The sequence below is a fragment of the Acinetobacter sp. YH12096 genome (genome assembly GCF_013419215.1).
Lineage (GTDB): Bacteria > Pseudomonadota > Gammaproteobacteria > Pseudomonadales > Moraxellaceae > Acinetobacter > Acinetobacter amyesii.
The window spans coordinates 1-24,070 of sequence record NZ_VPAM01000007.1 but is presented as its reverse complement, the minus strand read 5'-3'; the positions used below and the strand labels follow the sequence as shown (position 1 = coordinate 24,070).

Below are 24,070 nucleotides of genomic sequence, written 5' to 3'. Positions count from 1 at the left end.
GATCTAAATTTGGTTAAGGCAGGGTTTTTATATTCATGACGTATAAACAAGATGAATATATCAAGCAGTACAATCATACTGCTCAAATTGCGAACACGATTCGCCATAGCCGCTATTTTTTAGTCAGTATTCTGATTATTTGCTTATATATTTTTTCGATATATCAAATTTTTTATAAATCACCATCTTTATATTTCAATATTTGGTTTATTTTTACCGAAGTTTTTGTCAGTTTATGCTGGCTGATTAGCACCGTTTATTTTAAACCTGAACAATATTCACTGATGATTGCGCATCGTTGGCTACAATTTCAGTGTTTTTCAGTCGGTACGCTTATTGCGAGCGGTATCTTTTTAATTTTTTACTATTTACCTGCGACCAATCAAAGCTTTGAACCGATTCAAGCCTTAACGCTCTCCGCCTTACTATTGATCGTGACGCAAACCTTTGGTTTGACCTATTTAACGCAAAAACTCAATTATTTTTGTTTAGCCTTTATCCCGTCTATCGTGCCGTATCTGATTGCACAGTTCTTTTTCTTAGATAGTTCAAATCACTTATTTAGCCTGAGTATTAATTTTGGGCTCATTGTGATTCTAATGTGCGCCATGACGTCATATCGGATTCACCGTCGTGTGTCGACCTTACATGCAAAAAACAACTTACTGGTTGATAGTGCCAAGCAACAAGTCAAATGGACTGATGAACTGTGTCAGCAGCTCCAAGATGAAGTCAACAAATCACGTGACATCGAATTACAATTACAACTAGGTAACCAAATCCTTGAACAAAAAGTCAAAGAGCGAACCTTCGACATTGAGCAAATGAACAAGGATTTAGAAAACCAACAGGCCAATTTAGTCCTTGCACATGAAATTGCAGGTTTACGTCCTTGGGATTGGAATATCAAAGATCGTAAAATCGTTGTCACCAACTATAAGCAAGAAAAAACCCTTAGACATTCGAAAGAGCATCAGCAACAGTTACAACATGTGATCCATCCTGATGATATTCCTCATTTTAAATCAGCAATGATTCAACATCTTCGTGGATTTAAAGACCGTTATGAGGCCACCTATCGGATTCAAAACAGTCAAGGAAAATGGAGTTGGGTACATGATATTGGGCGAGTCATTCAACGCGATCCAGATAACCGCAAGCCCTTGCGCATGGTCGGTATTCGTCGTGATATCCATCAAGAACGGACGTCTCAAGAACGTTTAAAACTTGCAGCCAGCGTACTCGAACAAGCTGCTGAAGGGATTTTCATTTTAAATGAAGAGCTGTGCTATATCGAAGTCAATCCGTTTTACGAACAATTAACCGGCTTTAACTACGACCAAATTATTGGCAAACATCTATTTGATATCACAGCAAATTACAAATCAATTCAACGCAGTATGCACTACTCGATCATTAAACAAGTGCTGAAAATTGGTGAGTATGATGGTGAATTGCACGAAAAATTTCTTTCAGGTAAAGAACTGACGCTATGGATGCATATTAATGCGATTACTGATGATCAAAACCGCGTTACCCATTATATCGGGATTGTCTCAGACCTGACCGAACGTAAATTGCAAGAACAACGTTTATCTTATTTAGAAAATTATGACACCTTAACTGATTTACCGAACCGTTTTTATTACAACTATCAACTGCATCAATATTTAGTTTCACAGCAAGATTCGATTAAACAGTTGGCCGTCATTCGTTTAAACATCGACCGTTTCCGTCCATTAAATGAATATCTCAGCAACAATGGTGGTGACGAACTGTTACGCCAAGTCGCACAGCGTTTACGTCTAACCAATGCCGAAGCATTATTTGTTGCGCATTTAAATGGCGATGATTTTGCGATTGTGTATGAAATTTCACATATCCGCCCTTCTGTGCAAGAGCATTGTGAACGCATCAATAAAGCCTTTAGCATTCCATTTAATATTTTTGGCCAAGAACATGTCATCACCTTATCGATGGGTGTAGCGTTCTATCCTGAGCATGGCCGTCAGCTAGATTATCTAAATAACTGTGCAGAACAAGCGCTGAGCGAAGCTAAAAATTTGGGAGGCAATACTACACGTTATTATTCCAATGAAAATACCGCATTATTAGAGCAAGGGATCTTCTTGGAACGCGACTTGCGTAAAGCCATTCAAAATAATGAGCTGGTGGTGTATTACCAACCGAAGATCAATTTCCGTGATAAAAATATTTACGGTTTTGAAGCCTTGGTACGCTGGAATCATCCTGAAAAAGGCTTAATACCACCGGGCTTATTTATTCCTTTAGCAGAACAAACCAGTTTAATTTCCGATATCGGGCGTTTTGTCCTGCAAAAAACCGCGCAGCAAATTCGCTTTTGGAATAATTTGGGTTATCAAAATATTTGTGTATCCGTCAATATTGTTGCACAGCAACTGCGCCGTGGACAATTATTAAATGATTTAGATGAAGCGATAGATGCCAATCAAATTGATGGTGCCAGTCTGGAACTGGAAATTACAGAATCTTCTTTGGTCGAAAATCTAGATTCAGTACGTGAACTATTAAACGAAATAAAAAAACGTAAAATCAATATTTCACTTGATGATTTTGGCACTGGCTACTCATCTCTATCCTATCTGGCTGATTTTCCAATTGATATTTTAAAAATAGATCGCAGTTTTATCTCTAAAATTGGTGAAAATAAACAATTGGCCATCGTTAGTGCCATGATTGCCATGGGTAAAGCGATGGGCATGACGGTAGTCGCTGAAGGGATTGAAACTGAACAGCAGTTACAGTATCTACAAGACTTAGAATGTGACATTGCTCAAGGCTATTTTTTCTCTAAGCCACTGCCACAAGAAGAGGCAACCGTGTTCCTTGAAAATAATATCTCTTCGCCTGCTTATACTTACTTAATATAAGTCACTATGCCTGAGCTATAAGATTGTCTGAAAAAGACGCGACTTCGACTGTCCCAACTGTGCAACTAATGTTATATTCAAGCGGATAAAGCAAGCATTGCAGCTTTATATTGGATAAACAAAACACAATCGAGATACAGATGGACGATCAATCTTTAAAACAGCAGGCTTTGTATTATCACGAATTTCCAACTCCGGGGAAAATCAGCGTTACACCAAGCAAACAATTGGTCAACCAACACGATTTAGCCCTCGCATACTCGCCAGGTGTCGCTGCACCTTGTTTAGAAATTGAACGCGACCCATCTACTGCTGCACTTTACACAGCGCGCGGTAATCTTGTTGCTGTAGTCAGTAACGGTACAGCCGTACTGGGCTTAGGTAACATTGGTCCTTTAGCGTCAAAACCTGTTATGGAAGGTAAAGGCGTTCTATTCAAAAAATTCGCTGGTGTTGATGTTTTTGACATTGAAATTGCTGAAAACGATCCAGACAAAATCGTAGATATCGTTGCAGCATTGGAACCAACTTTCGGTGGTATCAACCTTGAAGACATCAAGGCCCCAGAGTGTTTCTACATCGAGCAAAAACTTCGTGAACGCATGAATATTCCTGTGTTCCATGATGACCAACACGGTACATCAATCATTGTGGGTTCTGCATTACTGAATGCACTTCAACTCAATGGCAAAAAAATTGAAGAAATCAAAATTGTTGCTTCTGGCGCAGGTGCTGCTGCCCTTTCATGTTTGAACTTACTTTGCGCACTTGGCGTGAAAAAAGAAAACATCGTTGTGGCAGATTCACGCGGTTTATTGACGACTAAACGTGAAGGCTTGGATGAGTCGAAAAAGGCATACGTTCAAGACATCGAAGGCTCTCAGCTTGCTGATGTAATGGAAGGTGCGGACATGTTCCTCGGTCTTTCAGCAGCAGGTATTTTGACCAAAGAAATGGTTAAAGTCATGGCGAAAGATCCGATTATCTTTGCCCTTGCTAACCCAGACCCTGAAATTCTTCCTGAACATGCACATGAAGCACGTCCAGACGTGATTATGGCAACTGGTCGTTCAGACTATCCAAACCAAGTGAACAATGCACTTTGCTTCCCTTATATTTTCCGTGGTGCACTAGATGTTGGCGCAACTACGATTAATGAAGAGATGAAGATTGCTTGTGTACATGCGATTGCTCGCATGGCGCATGTCGAAGCTGATGCTGCATCGTATGGTGAAAAATCTGCTTCATTTGGTCGTGATTACCTGATTCCGCGCCCATTAGATCAACGTTTGATTCTTGAAATTGCACCTGCAATTGCACAAGCAGCGATGGATTCTGGTGTTGCAACTCGTCCGATTCAAGACTTCTCTGCATATCGTCAACGTTTATCTGAATTCGTCTACAACTCTGCGTTTATGATGAAACCAATTTTTGCGCAAGCGAAAACTGATCCGAAACGCATTGCATATGCTGAAGGTGAAGATTTACGTGTACTTCGCGCGGTGCAAATTGCTGTTGATGAAGGTTTAGCAAAACCAATTCTTGTCGGTCGTCCTGCAGTCATTGAAGCGAACATCAAGAAATTAGGTCTACGTCTTGAAGACGGCGTGAACATCACTATCGTCGATCAAGAGAAAAACCCTGATTATGATAAGTTTGCTGACGATTACTACAGCATCATGCAACGTAAAGGTGTAACACCTGAATACGCTCAGCGTGAAGCACGTCGTCGCTCTACCCTGATCGCTGCAATGCTGGTTCGTCATGGTGTGGCTGACGGTATGCTATGTGGTACTTATTCTAGCTATGACATTCACTTAGACTTCGTCAGCAATGTGATTGGGCTAAAAGAAGGCCGTAATAACTTCTTCACGCTGAATGCATTAATGCTTGAAGATCGTAACTTGTTTATTGCCGACACTTACATTAACCGTAACCCAACAGCTGAACAGCTTGCTGAAATGACTATTTTAGCGGCTGAAGAAGTCCGCCGTTTTGGTATTACGCCGCGTGTAGCATTGCTTTCTCACTCAAGTTTCGGTTCTGACCAAAATGATCCTAGCGCTCAAAAAATGCGTAAGGTTTATGATATTTTGTCAGAAATTGCACCTGAACTTGAGGTTGAAGGTGAAATGCATGGTGATGCCGCATTGGATGAAAATATTCGTCATTTCGCATACCCGAACTCACGTTTTAAAGGTTCTGCGAACTTGCTGATTATGCCTAATCTGGATGCAGCGAACATTTCGTTCAACTTGTTGAAATCAACTTCAGGTAGTAACGTGACGATTGGCCCAATTCTTTTGGGTGCTGCAAAACCCGTTCATATTTTAACGCCAACAGCGACAACTCGCCGTTTAGTGAATATGACTGCATTGACTGTTGCAGAGATTCAAGAAAACGAAAAATTAGCACTCTAATTTAGTTGACCTGAACACACTTTGTGACTTGAGAAAACCTCTGTTCTGTAGCATGATTGCTCTAAGAATAGAGGTTTTTTCATGCAAGTTTATTTAGTAGGCGGTGCAGTTCGAGATCACTTGCTCGGGCACCCCTATCACGAAAAAGATTATGTCGTTGTCGGTGCAACGCCGGAACAATTACTTGCTCAAGGTTATCAACCTGTGGGTAAAGATTTCCCTGTTTTTCTTCATCCAGAGACCAAAGACGAATATGCCTTAGCCCGTACAGAACGTAAGTCTGGACATGGGTATCATGGCTTTGAATTTTATACCGACGTCAATGTCACACTCGAACAAGATCTCATTCGACGTGACCTCACGATCAATGCGATTGCCATGGATGATGCTGGCCAAATTTATGATCCCTACCATGGTCAACAAGATTTAGAGCGACGCATCCTTCGCCATGTGTCTGATGCCTTCGTCGAAGATCCTTTGCGAGTTCTGCGGATTGCACGTTTTGCAGCACGTTATAAAGCTTTAGGTTTTAAAGTGGCTGAAGAAACACTTGCGCTGATGCAAGAGCTTGCCAAATCTGGCGAGCTTGAAGCCCTCACACCTGAACGCGTATGGAAGGAAACATCCCGTGCATTAATGGAAGACCATGCAGATGAATATTTTGAAGTCTTAAGAGCCTGTGGCGCTTTAAAAGTCTTATTCCCTGAAATTGATGCGTTATACGGTATTCCACAACGTCCTGAATATCATCCTGAAATTGATTGTGGTATTCATACCATGATGTCGCTACAACAAGCGTGTCGTGCAAATTATTCTTTGGATGTTCGTTTTGCTGTACTGGTACACGACTTGGGTAAAGCACTCACTCCAGTAGATGAGTTACCGCGCCATATCATGCATGAAGAGCGTGGGGTAAAACCTGTTACCGAAATCTGTGACCGTATGCGAGTTCCCACCAATACCAAACAATTGGCCATCTCAGTGTGTAAAGAGCATTTAAAATGCCATCAAGCTCTGAGTTTAAAACCGGGAACATTATGGCGTCTGTTACAACGTATGGATGTATTACGCCGTCCTGAACGCGTAGAGGCCTTTGTACAAGCCTGTGAATGTGATTCACGTGGTCGCTTAGGTTTAGAGGATCGTGCCTATCCGCAAGCTCAATACGTTTTAGATGCCATGCAGGTGGTTCGTAATATTAAGGCTTCTGACTTACCTTCAGATGTGAAAGGCCCTGATATTGGTGAAATGTTGATTCAGAAACGAATTGAAGCTATCGGACAATTCAAGCATGAACTCGGCCATAACACGCCTACAGCTTAAAATAAATCCTCTCAGAAATGAGAGGATTGACTTTCATCATTGCTGTTAAGCCTGCCGAAGTATTTTGAAATAAATGAAAAATTGAAATAATCTAGTGTCATCTCTGAAAATTAAATACTGATACTCAACCCAATTTAAGACTGGTAAAAAGAATAAAAATAATGAAGAAACAACTTTCCAATATATTGATTGCTATTGTCTTTTGCGGACTCCTAGTAGGGATGGGCTTTACCCAAACCCTTTTAAAAAGTTTGCCACAGCTCATCATGATATTTTTTGGAATGTTAGCCCTAGGCTCCTTAATAATTAAGCGTTCATTTATAAGCTCTATTCCTTTTTATATAGTTTTGGGAGTTATGTTTTATATTAATATTTTTCTATTGGCGAGCGCTGCTGTGGATTTTATTCATCCACATCAAGACTGGACTACACAGAATGACGGGAGTATTGATAGAAGCCCAAATTTAAACTGGCTGTGGGCGATAATTGTCTCCTTTTTTCTTTCCCCACTCAGCATTGTTTTCTATCATAAAAAAATTCAAAGAAATAAAGGTCTTGAAATAGCCTTTATTACTCTTTTTATTATTGTGACATTGATAATTTATATAAAATTTGAGCTACTCTGCTGTAATTAAATTGCATCTTTTATAAATATTTAGACATATTATCGCTAAATCACAATCTATACGTTGATAGGCCTTTTTAAATTTGAAAGCTATGCTGCTGTCTAAAATGTATAAGCATTTATAGACAGCAGCTATTCAGTTCACTTATGACACAGCTGCTGGAAAACTAATGACTTTTTCAAGTTTTAACTGATTCGTTGCCACCATTAGCAATCGATCAATGCCTAAGGCTATACCTGCACACTCACTCATATACGGTAATGCAGCAAGCAAATATTCATCAATCGGCATCACATGCAAGCCAAGTTTAGCGCGCTCTGCATTATCTGCCTCAAAACGACTGCGTAAAACATCCGCATCAATCAGTTCATCATAAGCGTTCGCTAACTCTAAACCTTCGATATAGAGCTCAAATCGTGCTGCAACCAATTCACCATCTTCGTCCACACGGGTTTTCGCCAAAGAAGCCATTTCCGGTGGAAAATCTGTCAGGAACACTGGCGTATCAAAACCGAGACTCGGCTCAACATAATGTGAGAACAATAAATCCATATAGCCTAAACGGTCTTCACCCAAATCTAAGCTTAGCCCCACACGACGACAGCAATCTTTTAGATCTTGTAAAGAAGCTTGTAACGGGTTCAAATCCAAACGATCCATAAAGGCATGCTTATAGCTCAAAATAGTCGGACGAATTTCACCAAAGCGCTGTTTCAAAGTTTCATTCAATAGGTCAGTCACTTCAAACATCAAGTCTTTTAAGCTAAAACCCGGACGGTACCATTCCAACATGGTGAATTCACTGTTGTGTTTACGTCCATGTTCATCATCACGGAAAACTTTACAGATTTGGTAAATAGATCCACTGCCACTTGCCAACAGACGTTTCATGGCAAATTCAGGTGAAGTTTGCAAATAATGCGTTTGCTTTTGACCATTCACATGGCGCTGAGCTTGTACCGATGCTAAATGCACATCGGTGACACCCGCTTGTGAAAGCACAGGTGTTTCCACTTCAAGCACATCACGTGCAGCAAAAAACTGGCGAATTTGAGCATACATCGCGGCACGTGCACGAAGTGCAGTGAGTTCACAACTCGGCTGAAAGTTCATTTGACTCATGCTGCTGGGCCTCCATGCGCAGCCCATTCACGGCGTAAAGGATAGGTTTTACGTAAATAATCAAAGGCTTTTTGATTCACCTTGCCGTCTTTTAGGCAAGCACGTAAGTTTGCATCATCACGAGCGATGTCATAAATATCTTTTAAATAACGCTGTAATACCGTCTTTAAGTCAGCACCCGTAAAATACTGCTCACAGACGGGCAACTGACTTTCAAAAGCTTTATTTATCGGTTGATTGAAAGTTTGACAGAATGCTTCATAGATCATCTGTGTGCCACGTGCTTTACCTTCCAAGCTATAGCCTGCAATATGGGGTGTCACCACGTAAATTAAATCCAACAATGCTGCTGAAATCTCTGGCTCATGTTCAAAAACATCTAAGACCACTTTACGCTGAGTTTGTTGAATATCGGCAATTAAGGCAGCTTCTTCGACCACTGGCCCACGCGCGGAATTAATCAAGATCGCAGTTGGCTTCATAGCGGCAAGTGCAGCAGCATTAATTAAATGATAGGTTGGATGCTCACCCTCTTTAGTCAGTGGCACATGGGTACTAATCGCATCTGCATTTTTTAACAGTTCTGCAAATTCAACTTGTTTCACCTGATCAGATTGCACAAATGGATCATAGCCAATGACATTCCAACCGAATAATTCTGCCATGACGGCTAAACGTGAACCAACATTACCTAAACCAACAATGCCCAAGGTAAATTTTTCATTTGCATTCAATAATTCAGGTTTAACGTACAGCAATGCCGTAATCACATATTCAGCAACCGCTTGTGCATTACAACCTGCAGCATTTGACCAAGCAATGCCCTGCTTTTCTAGAGCGGTAATATCTAAATGATCTGTTCCAATCGTAGCACTACCGACAAATTTGAGTGTGGTCTGTTGAATTAATTCTGCATTTACCTGAGTCACCGATCGCACCAATAATGCATCGGCATCTTTGACATCCTCATGGGTCAATGTTCGACCTGCCGCTTGCTTTATTTCACCAAATTCGGCAAAAAAATACTCAGTAAATGCCAGATTTTCATCTGCAACGATTTTCATAGTTCATCTCATAGTTCCACTATGAACATGATAACGCGTTGCTCATGCCATGACTATTCTTCTGCACATAAGGCATAGCGCCTATACTCTATGAGCTAGATGATTGAAAATTATATTATCTGCAATAATCTGACTGCTGATCGTCAATTAAGGACAAGGCCGCCTGCCAAGCCGCTTGAATAATGGGCTCGGCCATCGGATTTTCAAACTGCTGCAACGTATGTTCACAAACCTTCGGACTTGGATAATGCAATGTAGCACTCGACAATGCTTTTACCTGAATTTGACAAGCTCGTTCTAAAAAGTAAATTTCATGAAATGCCCGTGCCACACTATCTCCAGTCGCAAGCAAGCCGTGATTGCGTAAAATCATGCAGCGATAATGCCCCATATCTTGTACCAGTCTTTCACGCTCTTCAGTTGAAAAGGCTATGCCCTCATATTCATGATAAGCAATGTTCTGATAGAACTTTAACGCGTGTTGTGAAATTGGCAATAAACCATGTTCTTGTGCAGAAACTGCCACGCCATCCGCAGTATGCGTATGAATCACGCAATTAATATTTGCACGCGCATGATGTAAGGCAGAATGAATCACAAAGCCTGCGACATTCACCATCTTCCCTGCATCATAGGCTTCAACAATTTTACCTTCATGATCAATTTTAACTAAATCAGAAGCCGTCATTTTGTCAAAGGTCACACCATAACGATTAATCAAAAAATGCTCAGGTTCATGACTTAAACGCAGGCTGATATGGGTATCAATTAAGTCGGTCATTTTATAATAAGCCACCAAGCGATACAGTGCCGCCAATTGACAACGCGCTTGCCATTCCAGTTCATGAATAAGTTCTAGTTTCTGCATGGATGAATTCCTTTTCTAAATCGATTGATCTTGTTTTCTGTTTATTGTGAATAATTAATAGCATGTCATATCCATGCTGTATATCAGCTTCGCCTGTCGAAAAAATAATTCAAAAATTTTAGGCAAAAAAAAACCCCAATGTAAAACATTGAGGTTTTTTGAATATGGCGGAAGCGGTGAGATTCGAACTCACGGAGGACTCGCGCCCTCGTCGGTTTTCAAGACCGGTGCATTAAACCGCTCTGCCACGCTTCCATGGCCGCTATCATATAAATAAAAATTCAGCTTGGCAAATTATTTTGCCTTATTTTGAACACATGGCGAATCGTTCATACAAAATTTAGGCGATTGTAAAATTTTGGCTTCGAACTGAAAAACAGATGCTCAATCAATATATATTAAATTAAGATCATAGCTAATTACATTGCCTCAATTTACGCATATAAAAAAACCCTGATGTTAAAACATCAAGGTTTTTGAATTTGGCGGAAGCGGTGAGATTCGAACTCACGGAGGACTCGCGCCCTCGTCGGTTTTCAAGACCGGTGCATTAAACCGCTCTGCCACGCTTCCATGGCCGCCATCATATAAATAAATTTCAGCAATGGCAAATTATTTTGTAAAAAACACGTCCAATTGAACAAAATAAGAGCAGTTTGTTATTTTTCAGTACTTTCGCCCATTTCATAACGAATTGAATTGATATACCAACATTTTTTTCCCAGTGGGGTCAGGACTTCGACCTCATCATCCACTTGCTTGGACAGGAGTGCTCGAGCCATAGGTGAATCAATTGAGATATGCTGTGGATGATGATCATAAATTTCATCTACCCCCACGATCCTTAACGTTTTTTGTTCGCCTTCATCATTTTCAATATCGACCCACGCCCCAAAATAGACTTTCCCTTTTTGTTCGGGTGAATAATCGATAATACGTAGCTCCTCCAAACGTTTTCCCAAATAGCGTACACGTCGGTCAATTTTGCGTAACAATTGCTTATTATATTGATAATCCGCGTTTTCCGAACGGTCGCCAAGACTGGCCGCCCAGTTCACTTTTTTGGTAATTTCAGGTCGTTCTTCATGCCATAAATGTTGAAGTTCAGCGACCAATAAATCGTGTCCACCACGGGTAATTAAGTTAGATTTCATGATGATTTTTCGGCCTTGAGCAAGCGCTGATTTTTACAAAACATGCCTATTTTATCCTCCATTTCTACACAGGCAAAGTATATAAAATTTATTCGTAAACAAAATCAATTATTTATGTTACATATTTTAATATTTTTTCGTACAAAATTTGACAAGTATTTTTTTGCTTATTATTATGCGCACATCTTTTAGGCTTGTTTAATTTTTATCCAGTGTAGATTTTCTACACATTTCCCGAAAACCCCTAGTCATTTTTGAATGACGTCATGACTGCCCAACCCTTATTGAATTTATCAAACTTGAAAAAGTCTGAGGCGTGTTTGCCTTTGCTTTTTAGGGCATAAATTACTTGTAGCGGAGACAACATGCACAGTAGTTCAACTTCTGGGTCGAGGCTTTGCCTTAACTCTTTTAACTCTCTCCCATTTAAAGCGCTTGCACTTAGTACTGTCTTAATTCCTTTTCACAGTATTAATGCCAGCAAAACAGCTCATCAATATGATGCTGTCGTCAACAGTAATAAACTCACTGTTGTTGCCGTTGCCAATCCTGACATTGTTTTTCAGGATGGTAAACATCGACATGGTTTTGGTTACGACCTTGCACGTAACTATGCAGAAAGTTTAAATGTCCAATTAGATTTTAAAACAGTGAATGACAATGCCACTGCTTTAAAAATGGTTGCCAAAGGTCAAGCCAATTTTGCTATGACCACTGCCGAAATGAGTACCATTGAAGCCAAGCATTTGACGTCATTTTCAGCCAGTTGTGGTGATACCGTTTCTTTGAAAAAGAATGGTTTAAACAGCAACTTAAACTGGGTATTTAAAAATGCAGACGATCCACTCAGCCAAACCGCGAGTGGCTTTATTTGCCGTGCCAAACAAAATGGCGCAATTGGACAGTTGGCATCATTCTACAACCGTAATGTGGTCAAACAAGATTCTTGGAATGTGATTCAACGTGATTTAAGTAAACGTATGCCGATCTATAAGGCAAGTTTTAAAAACACGGCCAAGCAATACGACCTAGACTGGCATTTATTGGCAGCAATTGGTTATCAAGAGTCTTACCTCAAACCTGACTCGGTATCCCCAACGGGTGTTCGTGGCATTATGATGCTGACCAACAGTACAGCAAAAGCCATGGGTGTGAGCAACCGTACAGATGCGACTCAAAGCATTCAAGGTGGTGCAAAGTACTATGACCAAATGTTAAACCGTTATAGCAACATTCCCTACCCAGATCGTAATTGGTATGCCTTAGTGGCTTATAACATGGGTCCTGGTGCTGTAAGTCAGATTCAAAAGCGCATTAAATCTCAGGGTAAAAACCCAAATAAGTGGGTGAATTTATATGCTTATCTAGACCGTAACAAGGCCAGCAATGGTCGTTATCGTCAAGCTGTGCAATATGTCACGCGTATTCGTGCTTATTTGGAACATATTAAAACCACACCTCAACTGGTGAATATCTAATATACATCCACCTAACATTTACATGTGAGCGCACAAAAAAAAGCTTACCTTCGGGTAAGCTTTTTTCGTTTTAGACTTAAGCAGTTTGCTCAAGTACTTTTTTGAATAAATCTTTTTGTTCAGTACTTGGTTTTGCTGTTTGCAATGCCATCAATTGTGACATATCACCTTGTACTTTTATTTTGCCTGTCATAAACGCTTGCATCGCTGCAGCCATATCAAACTCAAGAAATACTTTACGTAACGTTTCAGCATCCATGTTCAACGTTGTTTTCGCGTTTGAAGATAAACCTTTTTTAATTGCACCACCGTCTAATGACAATTCAGTATTGCCTGCAGCGTCAGCAACTACAAGGTTAATTGCAAGATTAGCCAATGCAGGTGGTAAGTTTAAATCACCAGCTTGAGCTGTCAGAGTTTCTACAGTTGAAAACCAATCATCAGTTAAAAAAGCAGGCATGATCTTTCCTCAATTTATTTTGTTCGTGTGTGTTGCCGTTCCGGACAACATCAGTGCAAGCATATTTTGCTTGAGGCTTGTTATAGCATGATCATTTGCGAAAAGGCTAAAGTTTTTTGTACGCACCGTTCAATATTTAACTGTTTAACAACAAAATGAGAAAAATCATAAGCATAAAAAAGGCATTCCGTAGAATGCCTTTTGCGTGATGAAGTTTTCGGCTTAATCTGCCATAAAACCTAAGTTCACCATATTAATGCGTTTGCTTTCAGGCTCACCTTCTTCAGTTGAACAACTTTCGCTATTTTTGAAGTCAAATTCGCGTTGTTCATCCAAGGCTTCAAAGTCGAATAACTCACGGTCTGCCAGTTGTGAAGGCGATACATTTTGCAATGCGCCAAAAATACTGTGTAAACGTTTTGGAAATTCTTTATCCCAAGTACGCAGCATGTCATTTAGCATCGCACGTTGTAAGTTTTCCTGTGAACCACACAAGTTACATGGGATAATTGGGAACTTACGCATTTCTGCATACTTGATAATGTCTTTTTCTTCCACATAAGCCAGTGGACGAATCAAAATGTTCTTTTTATCAGAAGACAATAATTTCGGTGGCATGGCTTTTAAGCTACCGCCATGGAACAAGTTCAAGAAGAACGTCGCCAAAATATCATCACGATGATGACCTAAAGCCACTTTCGTCGCCCCAATTTCTTGAGCAAAGCCGTATAACGAACCACGACGTAAACGTGAGCATACTGCACAATACGTTTTACCTTCTGGGGTTAAACGTTTAGTAATGCTGTAGGTATCTTTTTCTAAGATGTAATACGGAATTTTGTTTTCTTCTAAATAACGTGGCAATACTTCTTCAGGGAAACCCGGTTGTTTTTGGTCAAGGTTGACCGCAACCACATCAAAATTAATCGGTGCGATACGCTTAAACTGCAACAAAATGTCGAGCAAGGTATAACTGTCTTTACCGCCTGAAATACAGACCATCACCTTGTCGCCCTCTTCGATCATTTTAAAATCACGAATGGCATGACCGACCTGACGGCGTAGCTTTTTCAATAAACGATAATACGCAGAGCTAGTTGGTAGTTCTGGTTTGAAATTAAATCCTTGTTCGGACTCAACTGGCGAGAACATAGACGAGTTAAACCTAAAAAAAAATACCGCGCAATTTTATCCGATTCGCAGACTTCTCGCATCAAAAGAATGTAATTTCCGAAAAAACTAAAAATACTGTCATGATCACGTCATCCTCAGCGCATTATTTTATACGGTCGAGTTCATTTTTTAGGCGAAACGCTTATCTTTTGGACTTTTCCACAGTTGTCCACAAAAGCTGTGGATAACTTTGTGGATTTTAAATGACTTGACAAGGTGAGCTGCCCTTATTTTAAGGCTTCTATTTAAATTGATCATTTTTTGATCAATTTATTATCCATTACTTATCAATACTTTAGATGTGTCAAGTTATGCTCATTAAAAAAAAATAAATATTTTTTTTGATTATTGAATCATCAAAATGACTTGATTTTTACAAAGTAAAGAAGAAATCAGCCCTCGAAGCCTTTTCATCTGATTTTTTTTTGATAAACTCTATTTTAACTGTTTGGGGACAGAATTTTTTTCTTCACAATAAAATGAAAAACAATACTTGGACTTTGGGGCTGTTATTAAGTGGATGTGTGGCTATCAGTTTAGCTGCACCGAGCATTTTTGCTGGCCAAACAATCTATCAATTGCGTGAAAGTAATGGCACGACGCTACTGACCAATAAGCAAGGCCGTTATAGCAATCTGAAAGTCGAGAAAAAAACCTATTATCCGGACAGTAATATTCACAGTTATAGTAACTGGGGCTCAAATGAAGCGTCTGTTTTGCCAAGCTATAGCCGTAATAAAAATGCCTTTGACAATATTATTAAACAAGCCGCGGCCCAACATGGTGTTTCCGAAGGTCTGATCAAAGCGGTGATGCATACCGAATCTGGTTTTAACACCAATGCACGCTCCCCTGTCGGTGCGCAAGGTTTAATGCAACTCATGCCTGCTACAGCACGTCGCTTCAATGTATCAAATGCTTATGATCCACATCAGAACATTATGGCTGGTGCGCGCTATTTATCTTGGCTACTGAAACGTTTTAATGGCAACACCTCACTTGCCTTAGCTGGTTATAACGCAGGTGAAGGCAATGTCGCAAAATATGGTGGCATCCCTCCTTTTCGTGAAACTCAAGACTATGTCCGCCGTGTCACTAGCCGCTACAGCAACCTATATGCTGGTAGTTTAAGTGTATCGGGTTCGAGCAGTTCAAATAGCACTTCAACAAATAGTGGTCGGATTATTGCCAGTTCGGACAATTATCATGCTGCTGCCCCTGCTGTTGCCAAGTCACCGGCACGTCAAATTATTCAAACAGACAATGGTAGTTTTACCGATGCACCGTCAGGTTCATTTGCGACAGCAAATGCGTCTGCCTCAGCACGCATTTATTTCAATGAATAAAATCACTGATTTTGTAAAATTGCATCTGTTTTACTAATTTTTCCTTGAAATTTTAAGACTTTCACCTCATATTGAGTTTAATGATTTTTATTTGTAAATCAGATCATTTTTCTATAATAAGAGGATTTACCCAATGATGCGGATTGGTTTGTTCTTGCTGACCAACCTCGCGGTACTGGTTGTAGCTGGCATAATCTTGTCACTCTTCGGTGTCGGTAGTTACCACGGTGCAGGCGGCTTAAACTTAGGCAACTTGCTCGTAATCTGTTTTGTGTTCGGTATGGTGGGTTCGATGATCTCACTATTCATGTCAAAATGGATGGCGAAAAAAACCACGGGTACAGAGCTGATTGACCCTAATGCACCACGTAGCCAAGCTGAAGCTTGGTTACTCAACGAAGTTGCGCAACTGGCACAACGTTCTGGTATCAAAATGCCAGAAGTGGGTATTTTCCCATCGTACCAGTCAAATGCCTTTGCAACAGGCTGGAACAAAAATGATGCTTTAGTGGCGGTTTCTACCGGTCTACTGGAGCGTATGAACAAAGATGAACTCCGTGCCGTACTCGCTCACGAAATTGGTCACGTAGCCAATGGTGACATGGTGACCCTTGCTTTGGTGCAAGGTGTAGTCAACGCCTTTGTCATGTTCTTTGCACGTGTAGCAGGTGACTTTATCGACCGTAATGTCTTCGGTCGTGAAGATGGTGAAGCACCGGGTATCGCATACTTCGTCATTACGATTGTATTAGATATTGTCTTTGGTATCGCAGCGTCTGCCATTGTGATGTGGTTCTCTCGCTACCGTGAATACCGTGCCGATGAAGCTGGTGCGCGTCTAGCAGGTAAACAAGCGATGATTTCTGCCCTATTACGTTTACAAGCAGAATCTGAAATGCCAGATCAAATGCCAAAAGAAATGAAAGCCTTTGCTATTTCTGCGGGTCAAGAACAAGGTTTCAGCTTAGCTGCATTGTTCCAAACACACCCAACGATTGAACAACGTGTTGCGGCATTACAACAATTAGATTGCCCATAATCGAGCATCTAATGTATGTCGTAAAAAAGCCTCCCTATGGAGGCTTTTTTATTGAGTCTAATTTTTCTCAGAGCGTTTACCGTTTTATCAATCACTTTTCAGTTGAATAGCCTTTCATTGATCGCGCTCAAGCAACAGTGCATTTCTCTCTACAATACCCCATTGGCCTTTAACCATTGCCAAAGCAATGAACCACCCATATAAATTGCAAAGATAAAGACTAATAAGAAAATCATCCCGAGTATATCTGGGATATGGATCCATATCCATGCAACCACAGGGTTGCGCCAAAAAGCAGATTGCTGTTGTTTCTGTTCTAATTTTTCATGTAAAAACGGATGTACCACATGTTGATCTGTACTGATTTGATATTCTTCACGAATGTGCGTATGTACAACATCTAAAGCTTTACGGCTCGGTCGAATAAACACATCAAAGATCGTCCCTGCAACAGGAATAAACCCCACGACAGCATCTATAACTGCGAGTTTCATCACACCATTTAATTTGGCTTGTGGTACGCCAATCTGTTTGGCTTTATAGACGGCATAACAGGTCAAGACAAATCCTGCGATATCACCAGCTACGGGAATGGTACTCAACGCTGCGTCCGCACCTACCCCTTGTCGAGTAAATGGAATCCGAACCACGGAGTCCATCATATTGGCAAACTTTGCGAGATCGCGTTCAAGACGAATGACTTCTTGCTTTGACATTTTTTGTTTTAATGGTTCAGTCATGTTTTATCCAATAAAAACCGTGTAAATCACTGAGATTAAAACATATTAGAAGTCTTCAATCTGTAGCAAAATGCTAATCTCTATAAATTGAGCAATTGTGAAGCAATCATCAAATACACCACCACGCCTGTCGCATCACAAATCGAGGTCACCAAGGGTGCAGATGCACTTGCAGGATCGAGCTTCAACTTATTGAGTACAAAGGGCAAACTCATGCCAATTAAACAACCGAGCAATACGATACCCATCATACTTAAAGCCAAGACCAAAGCGACGGTTGCATCACCACGGTAGTAGCCTAAAATCGATACAGCAATGGCCATGGTTCCACCGAGGCAAAGCGCGACGAGCGTCTCCCGACCCAATAAATAAAACCAATCACGAATTTTTACATCCCCAGTGGCAAGCGCTCGCACCATTAAGGTTGCAGACTGAGAACCCGCATTGCCTCCACTTCCGACCAATAAGGGTAAGAAAAAAACCAAGACGATATGTGCGGCAATGATGTCTTCATAATATGAAATGCCTAATCCGGACAATAAGCTGCCAAAGACCAATATCACCAACCAGAACACCCGCTTTTGATACAACTTTAAAATCGGTGCTTTATTAATGCTCATACCTGGTTCGGTACTCACCGCACTGGCTTTTAAAAAGTCTTCAGTGGTTTCAGCCTGTACCACATCCATCGCATCATCATAGGTGACAATCCCCATCAAACGCTGGGCATGATCCACAATCGGCAAGGCCATAAAATCATATTCTGCCAATTTTCGAGCAATACTTTCTTGGTCTTCATCTATCCAGCCGGTCACCACATCTTTGGTCATCACCTGTTGAATCCGTGCATCACGATCGGCCTGCAAAATTTGCCGCAGTGAAATCACCCCTTCTAATTGAGACTGATCATTGGTGACATAAATTAAATACAGGGTTTCACGGTCATGCGGTTCATGGCGTAAGGCCTCTATAGCTTGTTGCATGGTAAAGTCAGCAGGCATACTGACATAGTCTGAACTCATGATTGCACCTGCAGACTCTTCTGCATATGCAGATAACGCCTTTAGATGCTCTTGGGTATCTTGATCAAGTTGTTGATAAATCCGATCTTGTTCTGCATCAGTTAAACTTTTATATAAGTCCGTTGCATCATCAGAATGCATATCATCAAATAGTTCAATTTGTAGACGCAGTGGATAACGTGAAATCAGCTGTCGCTGTGACTCAAAAGGGAAAAACTCAAATACCAAGCCTTGATGGTCTAAACCTGAAAGTAACTCGATTTGATCTTCGATTGGAAATTGCTGAATTAAACGAGCCTGATCAGCGTAGTTCAGAGGCTGTAAAGCGAAAACTGCTGCTGCATAATTTTGTTGTTGCAGCAAAGCGGAAATTTCACGCTGTCTTTGTATTAAATCCGCCATTCAACTCACTCTTATTTTAATCTTTCTATGTAGAGCACATTTTGAAGGATAAACTAAAGAGTTTCAAATCTCTTCAATATGTTCTCGGTGAACGTTCTTTGCGAAAATTCTCTGTGAACATTCCCTGTCGAAAGTTTGGTGACATAAATTTGGCGACATAAAAAACCACCGCGATGTACTCAAGCTTTCACGGTGGCTTTTAGTGGAGCGATACGCTGTGCGTGAATTATTTCTAAGTTTCAGACACCGGCTTGATTTTAAAAATAGATCGGACCATCACATACATAAACGGAATAAAAATCAGCACCAAGACTGTACCGAATATTACCCCACCGAGTACGCTTACCCCGATCTCTTGACGACTGGCTGCACCTGCGCCAAAAGCAAGAACTAAAGGAACCACCCCTGCACCAAATGCTAAAGAAGTCATCAAAATAGGACGTAAACGTAGTGCTGCGCCTTCCATTGCAGCCTCGATCATATGTTTGCCTTTTTCTTGTGCCATCGCTGCAAACTCTACAATCAAGATCGCATTTTTACAGGACAGACCAATGGTCGTCAGCAAGGCAATTTGGAAGTAGATGTCATTTGGAAAACCAGTCATGTAGCTAAACAAAATATTACCGCCAATCCCGAGTGGAATCGCACTCATGACTGCGGTTGGAATGCTCCAACTTTCATATAGGGCGGCAAGACAAAGGAAAATAAATCCAATCGAGACCAAATACAGCCAAATCGCTTGATGACTTGATTTTTGCTCTTCAAAGGATAAACCACTCCATGCTACATCCAGACCAGGCACCTGATCGACTAAAGCTTTAACATCCTGCATGGCTTGTCCACTTGAGACATTTTTGGCTGTATCCGCTTCCATTTGTAATGCGGTGTATCCCATAAAGCGATTGACGACTTCTGGGCCGCCACTCCAGCCAATGGTTGAAAAATTACTAAATGGAATCATTTCATTTTGATCATTGCGCACATGCCAATAGGCCAAATCTTCTGGTTTAGAACGGAATTCTGCATCTGCCTGCATCATGACGCGTTTAATACGTCCACGGTCAATGAAATCGTTGATATAACTCCCGCCCCATGCACTACTCATGGTGCTATTAATCGCATTTTGCGTTAAACCCATGGCCATCGCTTGTTTTTGATCAATATCAACTTTCAGTTCAACTTTATCTGGGTTAGAGCGTTTGTCTAAATTTTCGAAACTAATGTATTGTGCGGATTTCTGTTGCAAGCTTTTAAATTGCGCATCGAGATAAGCTCGACCTTCACCATTCATATCTCGCAGCCAAAACTCCAGACCATCGGTTTGACCAAGACCACTGACTGAAGACGGCATGCTGACATTGATTTGTGCATTGTTGAACTTTTTAAAATGTTTCATCGCACGTTCACGTATCGCTTGCGCTGAATTGTGTTGTCCTGAACGTTCATCCCAATGCTTCAGTGCAATAAAGCCTTGCCCTAAGTTTTGACCCGTACCTGAAAAATTTCGTCCGTAACGAATCATTACCAAATCAACATTTTGCTTTTCTTCAGTCAAAAAGTACTGCCGAATTTGTTCACCGATCTCACGACTTTTAGACATCGGTGCACCTTCTTGTAGTTTGAGTTGCACACTCAAAATGCCTTGGTCTTCACTAGGAATAAAACTGGTCGGCAAAGCACGATAAAACAAAGCAAATACCGTAATGAGCCCCGCAAACAAAACCACCGTCCATAAGCGATAACGAACCGTGGCTTGTGCAAGTGCTAGATATTTGGTTTTTAAAGTCTCTAATTTGGTGTTAAACCAAATCGCCCAGCGCTGTGGTTTCGGATTGGGTTTTAAAATTAAGGCACATAAGGCAGGGGTTAAAATCAGCGCAACCATCAGTGACAAGCCCATTGCAGCCACGAGTGTGATGGAAAATTGTCTATAGATCACGCCCGTTGAGCCACCAAAGAACGCCATGGGAATAAATACAGCGGTCAATACCAAAGTAATCCCGATTAATGCCCCGCTAATTTCATGCATCGACTCGATGGCCGCTTGTTTTGCTGTTAACTGTTGTTCATGCATTAAACGTTCGACGTTTTCCACCACAACAATCGCATCATCGACCAACAGACCGATGGCCAGTACCAATGCAAACAATGTGAGCGTATTAATGGTCATGCCCAAAGCATATAAAATCGCTAAAGTCCCAAGAATCACCACAGGCACCGTAATCGCAGGTATCAGCGTTGCTCGCCAATTTTGTAAGAAGATAAACATCACCAAAACCACCAGTAAAACGGCTTCGAATAACGTTTTCACCACTTCTTTAATCGATTCTTGTACAAATGGCGTGTTATCCCGTGGATAAACGATTTTATAACCGGCAGGTAATTGCTTCGCTAACTGTTCAATTTCTTGCTTAATTAAGGCTGAGGTTTCAAGTGCATTTGCCCCAGAAGCCAATGAGATCCCCATCCCTGAAGATGGATACCCGTTAATGGTATTAACCCCTGAATAATTTTCCGCACCCAATTCAACACGTGCAACGTCTTTTAAATAGACAAAACTGCCGTTTCGTGCAGATTTGACAATAATATTTTCAAATTCTTCAACTGACTTTAAACGTGAACCTGAAGTGACTTTTGCATTGAGATATTGATCCGATACACTCGGCAATTCACCTACGGCTCCGGCTGCAACCTGCGTATTTTGTGATTCAACAGCCGCACGGATATCACTGGGCATAAGGCTATATTGCTTTAACTTCAGTGGGTTGAGCCAAATGCGCATGGCAAATTGCGAACCAAAAACATCGACTTCACCAATACCCTCAATTCGAGCAATGTCCTGTTCTAGATGAGTCATCATATAGTCACCAAGTTCGATATTCGAACTCTTGCCAGTCTCATCATAGAGGCCGATAACCATATGGGTATCACCCAAAGATTTATAGACATTTACCCCTTGGCGCTGCACATCTTCAGGCAGCCGATTGATTACTCCATTTATGGCATTTTGTACTTGTACTTGAGCGGTATCTGGGTCAGTGCCATTTTCAAAACTGATGCTGATCCGGCTTCGACCTGAAGAGTCGCTGCTTGAACTAAAATATAAAAGATGATCAATTCCTTTAATTTGTTGCTCAAGAACTTGTGTGACACTTTCCTCGACTGTTTCTGCTGACGCACCGCTATAACTTGCACTGACCGTAATTCGTGGTGGTGCAATATCTGGATAGCGCTCTACCGGTAAATTGAGCACAGCAAATAGCCCGAGCGCCATGACGATGATCGCCAAGACACCTGCAAAAATCGGTCGATAAATAAAAAACTTAGACAGCATCAGTCCATGTCACTTTTCAATTAATGAAATAAAATGTGTTGATTGATTTTTTCAAAAAATCTTATTGATAATCAATCACAATGTGCTTGATTACAAGCCTAGACTACATAAAAACCTTGCTTGAAGCGAAATATGTAGAAAATATGGAGAGCCTCCACTTCAGCTATTTTAGTAAATTTATGTGACAAAACCGCCTCTGTCATGAAGTCTTAGCCACTGCCCTGCAATGTATGCCTGCAACTTCATTCATTTAAATAAAAAGATGCCGAGGCAGCCATGCAAAAACAATTAACAAAACAGTTAAATCTAGCCATAACAAGCAAAGTGAAATCCTCATGGGGCGTGTCTTCACTGCTCCTTTTTAGCGTTTTTGGTTTATCTGCATGTAATTCGGATGACGATAAAACCCATGTCACCAAGCCCCCTATTTTGCCTGATACAGGTTTTGTCATTGTTGGGCATCGTGGTGCCAGTGCTTTGCGACCCGAGCATACCCTTGCCGCATATCAAAAAGCGATTGATGATGGTGCGGATTTTATCGAACCCGATTTAGTGCCAACCAAGGATGGCTATCTGGTTGCGCGCCATGAAAGTGAAATTTCAGGGACAACCAATATTAGTACGCTGTCACAATTTGCGGATCGAAAAACCACCAAAAAAATCGATGGTATCGACTATACAGGATGGTTTACGGAAGACTTTAATTTGAATGAACTGACTCAAAATGTAAAAGCACGTGAGCGTATTGCTCAATATCGCCCTAATAACACTCAATATAATGATCAATACAGCATCCCAACGCTCGAACAAATCATTGAACTTGCCGACGCTCACTATAAAAAAACTGGGAAAATTGTTGGTTTATATATTGAAACCAAGCATCCCACATTTTTCCAACAGCAAAATCTAGCCATGGAAGATCGTTTACTCTCCACGCTTGCTAAATACAGTTATACACGTGATATCGCGCCTGTATATTTACAGTCCTTTGAAACCACCAATCTTAAATACTTACGTGATCAACTCACGCAAAAGAAAACCCTCAAACATGGCAAAATTATTCAATTATTAGATAGCCCAACTGCCATACCGGGTGACTTACAGCAACAAAGCTCACCTCAAAATTATGCAAGCTTAGCAACAGCAGAAGGCCTAAAATCAGTGGCAAAATATGCAGATGGTGTGGGTCCTAGTAAAACGTATATCTTTTCAAACACTGAGTTTAAACAAACCAGTTTTGTCAAAGATGCCCATGCTGCTGGTTTGAAAGTCCATCCTTATACGCTCAGACCTGAAAATGGTTTTTTACCTGACTATTTAAAATGTAGCTCAGTGGCAACCGAACGTTGTGATACCGGTGCGGCTAAAGAATTTGAAAACTTCTATAAAGCTGGTGTAGATGGTGTATTTGCAGATGATCCGGGACTGGCACGCAAAACCTTAACACAACTGCAAAAGCCCTAGTTTTCCTAAATTTAAAAAAGACGCCGAGGCGTCTTTTTTATTATTCAATGGAAACCTTAAAGCGGGTTTGCCAAATATTCTGCGGCTGACTGCGTTGCCACTGGCTGAGGTGCTGGAGCTGTC

17 protein-coding genes and 2 tRNA genes are annotated in these 24,070 nt (G+C 40.9%); 8 read left to right on the top strand and 11 right to left on the bottom strand.

Features of this window, described 5'->3' with window-relative positions; all coding sequences use genetic code 11:
• Nucleotides 1-35 precede the first annotated feature (35 nt).
• From FTU36_RS04630 to FTU36_RS04615, 4 genes are all read left to right on the top strand, one after another.
• Nucleotides 36-2,912, top strand: coding sequence for an EAL domain-containing protein (locus FTU36_RS04630; protein ID WP_180003366.1), 2,877 nt, complete (start codon nucleotides 36-38; stop codon nucleotides 2,910-2,912).
• Nucleotides 2,913-3,052: 140 nt separating this feature from the next.
• Nucleotides 3,053-5,332, top strand: a complete 2,280-nt coding sequence (locus FTU36_RS04625) for an NADP-dependent malic enzyme (RefSeq protein ID WP_078192090.1) — start codon at nucleotides 3,053-3,055, stop codon at nucleotides 5,330-5,332.
• Nucleotides 5,333-5,413: 81 nt separating this feature from the next.
• Entirely contained in the window at nucleotides 5,414-6,655 is a 1,242-nt protein-coding gene (locus FTU36_RS04620; RefSeq protein WP_180116885.1) for a multifunctional CCA addition/repair protein, read from the top strand.
• A 161-nt stretch (nucleotides 6,656-6,816) separates the two neighbouring features.
• Nucleotides 6,817-7,290 carry a hypothetical protein gene (locus tag FTU36_RS04615; protein WP_111883903.1) on the top strand — a complete coding sequence of 158 codons (474 nt, stop codon included), beginning with the start codon at nucleotides 6,817-6,819 and terminating at the stop codon, nucleotides 7,288-7,290.
• Between the two features lie 135 nt (nucleotides 7,291-7,425).
• Here FTU36_RS04615 and epmA read toward each other — a convergent pair whose 3' ends face one another.
• From epmA to greB, 6 genes are all read right to left on the bottom strand, one after another.
• On the bottom strand, nucleotides 7,426-8,394 hold the full coding sequence (gene epmA, locus FTU36_RS04610; protein WP_373686348.1) for an EF-P lysine aminoacylase EpmA: 969 nt from the start codon (nucleotides 8,392-8,394) through the stop codon (nucleotides 7,426-7,428).
• 5 nt (nucleotides 8,395-8,399) lie between these two features.
• Nucleotides 8,400-9,467, bottom strand: a complete 1,068-nt coding sequence (locus FTU36_RS04605; RefSeq protein ID WP_180116883.1) for a 4-phosphoerythronate dehydrogenase — start codon at nucleotides 9,465-9,467, stop codon at nucleotides 8,400-8,402.
• A gap of 115 nt (nucleotides 9,468-9,582) precedes the next feature.
• A complete protein-coding gene (locus FTU36_RS04600; RefSeq protein WP_180116882.1) occupies nucleotides 9,583-10,335 on the bottom strand; it encodes a class II aldolase/adducin family protein in 753 nt (250 codons plus the stop codon).
• A 165-nt stretch (nucleotides 10,336-10,500) separates the two neighbouring features.
• Nucleotides 10,501-10,590: transfer RNA gene (locus tag FTU36_RS04595), tRNA-Ser, on the bottom strand.
• A 228-nt stretch (nucleotides 10,591-10,818) separates the two neighbouring features.
• Nucleotides 10,819-10,908: transfer RNA gene (locus tag FTU36_RS04590), tRNA-Ser, on the bottom strand.
• An 86-nt stretch (nucleotides 10,909-10,994) separates the two neighbouring features.
• The gene (gene greB / locus FTU36_RS04585) at nucleotides 10,995-11,489 is read right to left on the bottom strand and encodes a transcription elongation factor GreB (protein ID WP_180003371.1); all 495 of its coding nucleotides are present in this window, start codon (nucleotides 11,487-11,489) and stop codon (nucleotides 10,995-10,997) included.
• Nucleotides 11,490-11,854: 365 nt separating this feature from the next.
• On the opposite strand from greB, the gene FTU36_RS04580 reads away from it, so the two are divergent.
• Nucleotides 11,855-12,967 (top strand): transglycosylase SLT domain-containing protein, encoded by a 1,113-nt coding sequence (locus FTU36_RS04580; RefSeq protein WP_180116881.1) that lies wholly within the window; start codon nucleotides 11,855-11,857, stop codon nucleotides 12,965-12,967.
• A 76-nt stretch (nucleotides 12,968-13,043) separates the two neighbouring features.
• On the opposite strand, the gene FTU36_RS04575 is transcribed toward FTU36_RS04580, so the two are convergent.
• Together FTU36_RS04575 and ttcA are read right to left on the bottom strand one after the other, a co-directional pair.
• Nucleotides 13,044-13,427: an SCP2 sterol-binding domain-containing protein gene (locus FTU36_RS04575; protein WP_078190434.1), complete on the bottom strand. Its 384-nt coding sequence runs from the start codon at nucleotides 13,425-13,427 to the stop codon at nucleotides 13,044-13,046.
• Between the two features lie 222 nt (nucleotides 13,428-13,649).
• Nucleotides 13,650-14,579 carry a tRNA 2-thiocytidine(32) synthetase TtcA gene (ttcA, locus tag FTU36_RS04570; protein ID WP_168378304.1) on the bottom strand — a complete coding sequence of 310 codons (930 nt, stop codon included), beginning with the start codon at nucleotides 14,577-14,579 and terminating at the stop codon, nucleotides 13,650-13,652.
• 500 nt (nucleotides 14,580-15,079) lie between these two features.
• On the opposite strand from ttcA, the gene FTU36_RS04565 reads away from it, so the two are divergent.
• Nucleotides 15,080-15,946: a lytic transglycosylase domain-containing protein gene (locus FTU36_RS04565; RefSeq protein WP_180116880.1), complete on the top strand. Its 867-nt coding sequence runs from the start codon at nucleotides 15,080-15,082 to the stop codon at nucleotides 15,944-15,946.
• A 133-nt stretch (nucleotides 15,947-16,079) separates the two neighbouring features.
• Nucleotides 16,080-16,985: a protease HtpX gene (gene htpX / locus FTU36_RS04560; protein ID WP_078190437.1), complete on the top strand. Its 906-nt coding sequence runs from the start codon at nucleotides 16,080-16,082 to the stop codon at nucleotides 16,983-16,985.
• Between the two features lie 149 nt (nucleotides 16,986-17,134).
• On the opposite strand, the gene FTU36_RS04555 is transcribed toward htpX, so the two are convergent.
• The 3 genes from FTU36_RS04555 to FTU36_RS04545 all read right to left on the bottom strand — a co-directional run bounded on the left by FTU36_RS04555 (nucleotide 17,135) and on the right by FTU36_RS04545 (nucleotide 22,483).
• Nucleotides 17,135-17,725, bottom strand: coding sequence for a DUF4112 domain-containing protein (locus tag FTU36_RS04555; protein WP_111883898.1), 591 nt, complete (start codon nucleotides 17,723-17,725; stop codon nucleotides 17,135-17,137).
• Between the two features lie 80 nt (nucleotides 17,726-17,805).
• On the bottom strand, nucleotides 17,806-19,149 hold the full coding sequence (gene mgtE, locus FTU36_RS04550; RefSeq protein WP_180007504.1) for a magnesium transporter: 1,344 nt from the start codon (nucleotides 19,147-19,149) through the stop codon (nucleotides 17,806-17,808).
• Between the two features lie 232 nt (nucleotides 19,150-19,381).
• Nucleotides 19,382-22,483 carry a multidrug efflux RND transporter permease subunit gene (locus FTU36_RS04545; RefSeq protein WP_180116879.1) on the bottom strand — a complete coding sequence of 1,034 codons (3,102 nt, stop codon included), beginning with the start codon at nucleotides 22,481-22,483 and terminating at the stop codon, nucleotides 19,382-19,384.
• 276 nt (nucleotides 22,484-22,759) lie between these two features.
• Between FTU36_RS04545 and FTU36_RS04540 the strand changes: the two genes are divergently transcribed.
• Complete coding sequence (locus tag FTU36_RS04540; protein WP_180034431.1) at nucleotides 22,760-23,947, top strand: glycerophosphodiester phosphodiesterase; 1,188 nt, start codon at nucleotides 22,760-22,762, stop codon at nucleotides 23,945-23,947.
• Nucleotides 23,948-24,070 lie beyond the last annotated feature (123 nt).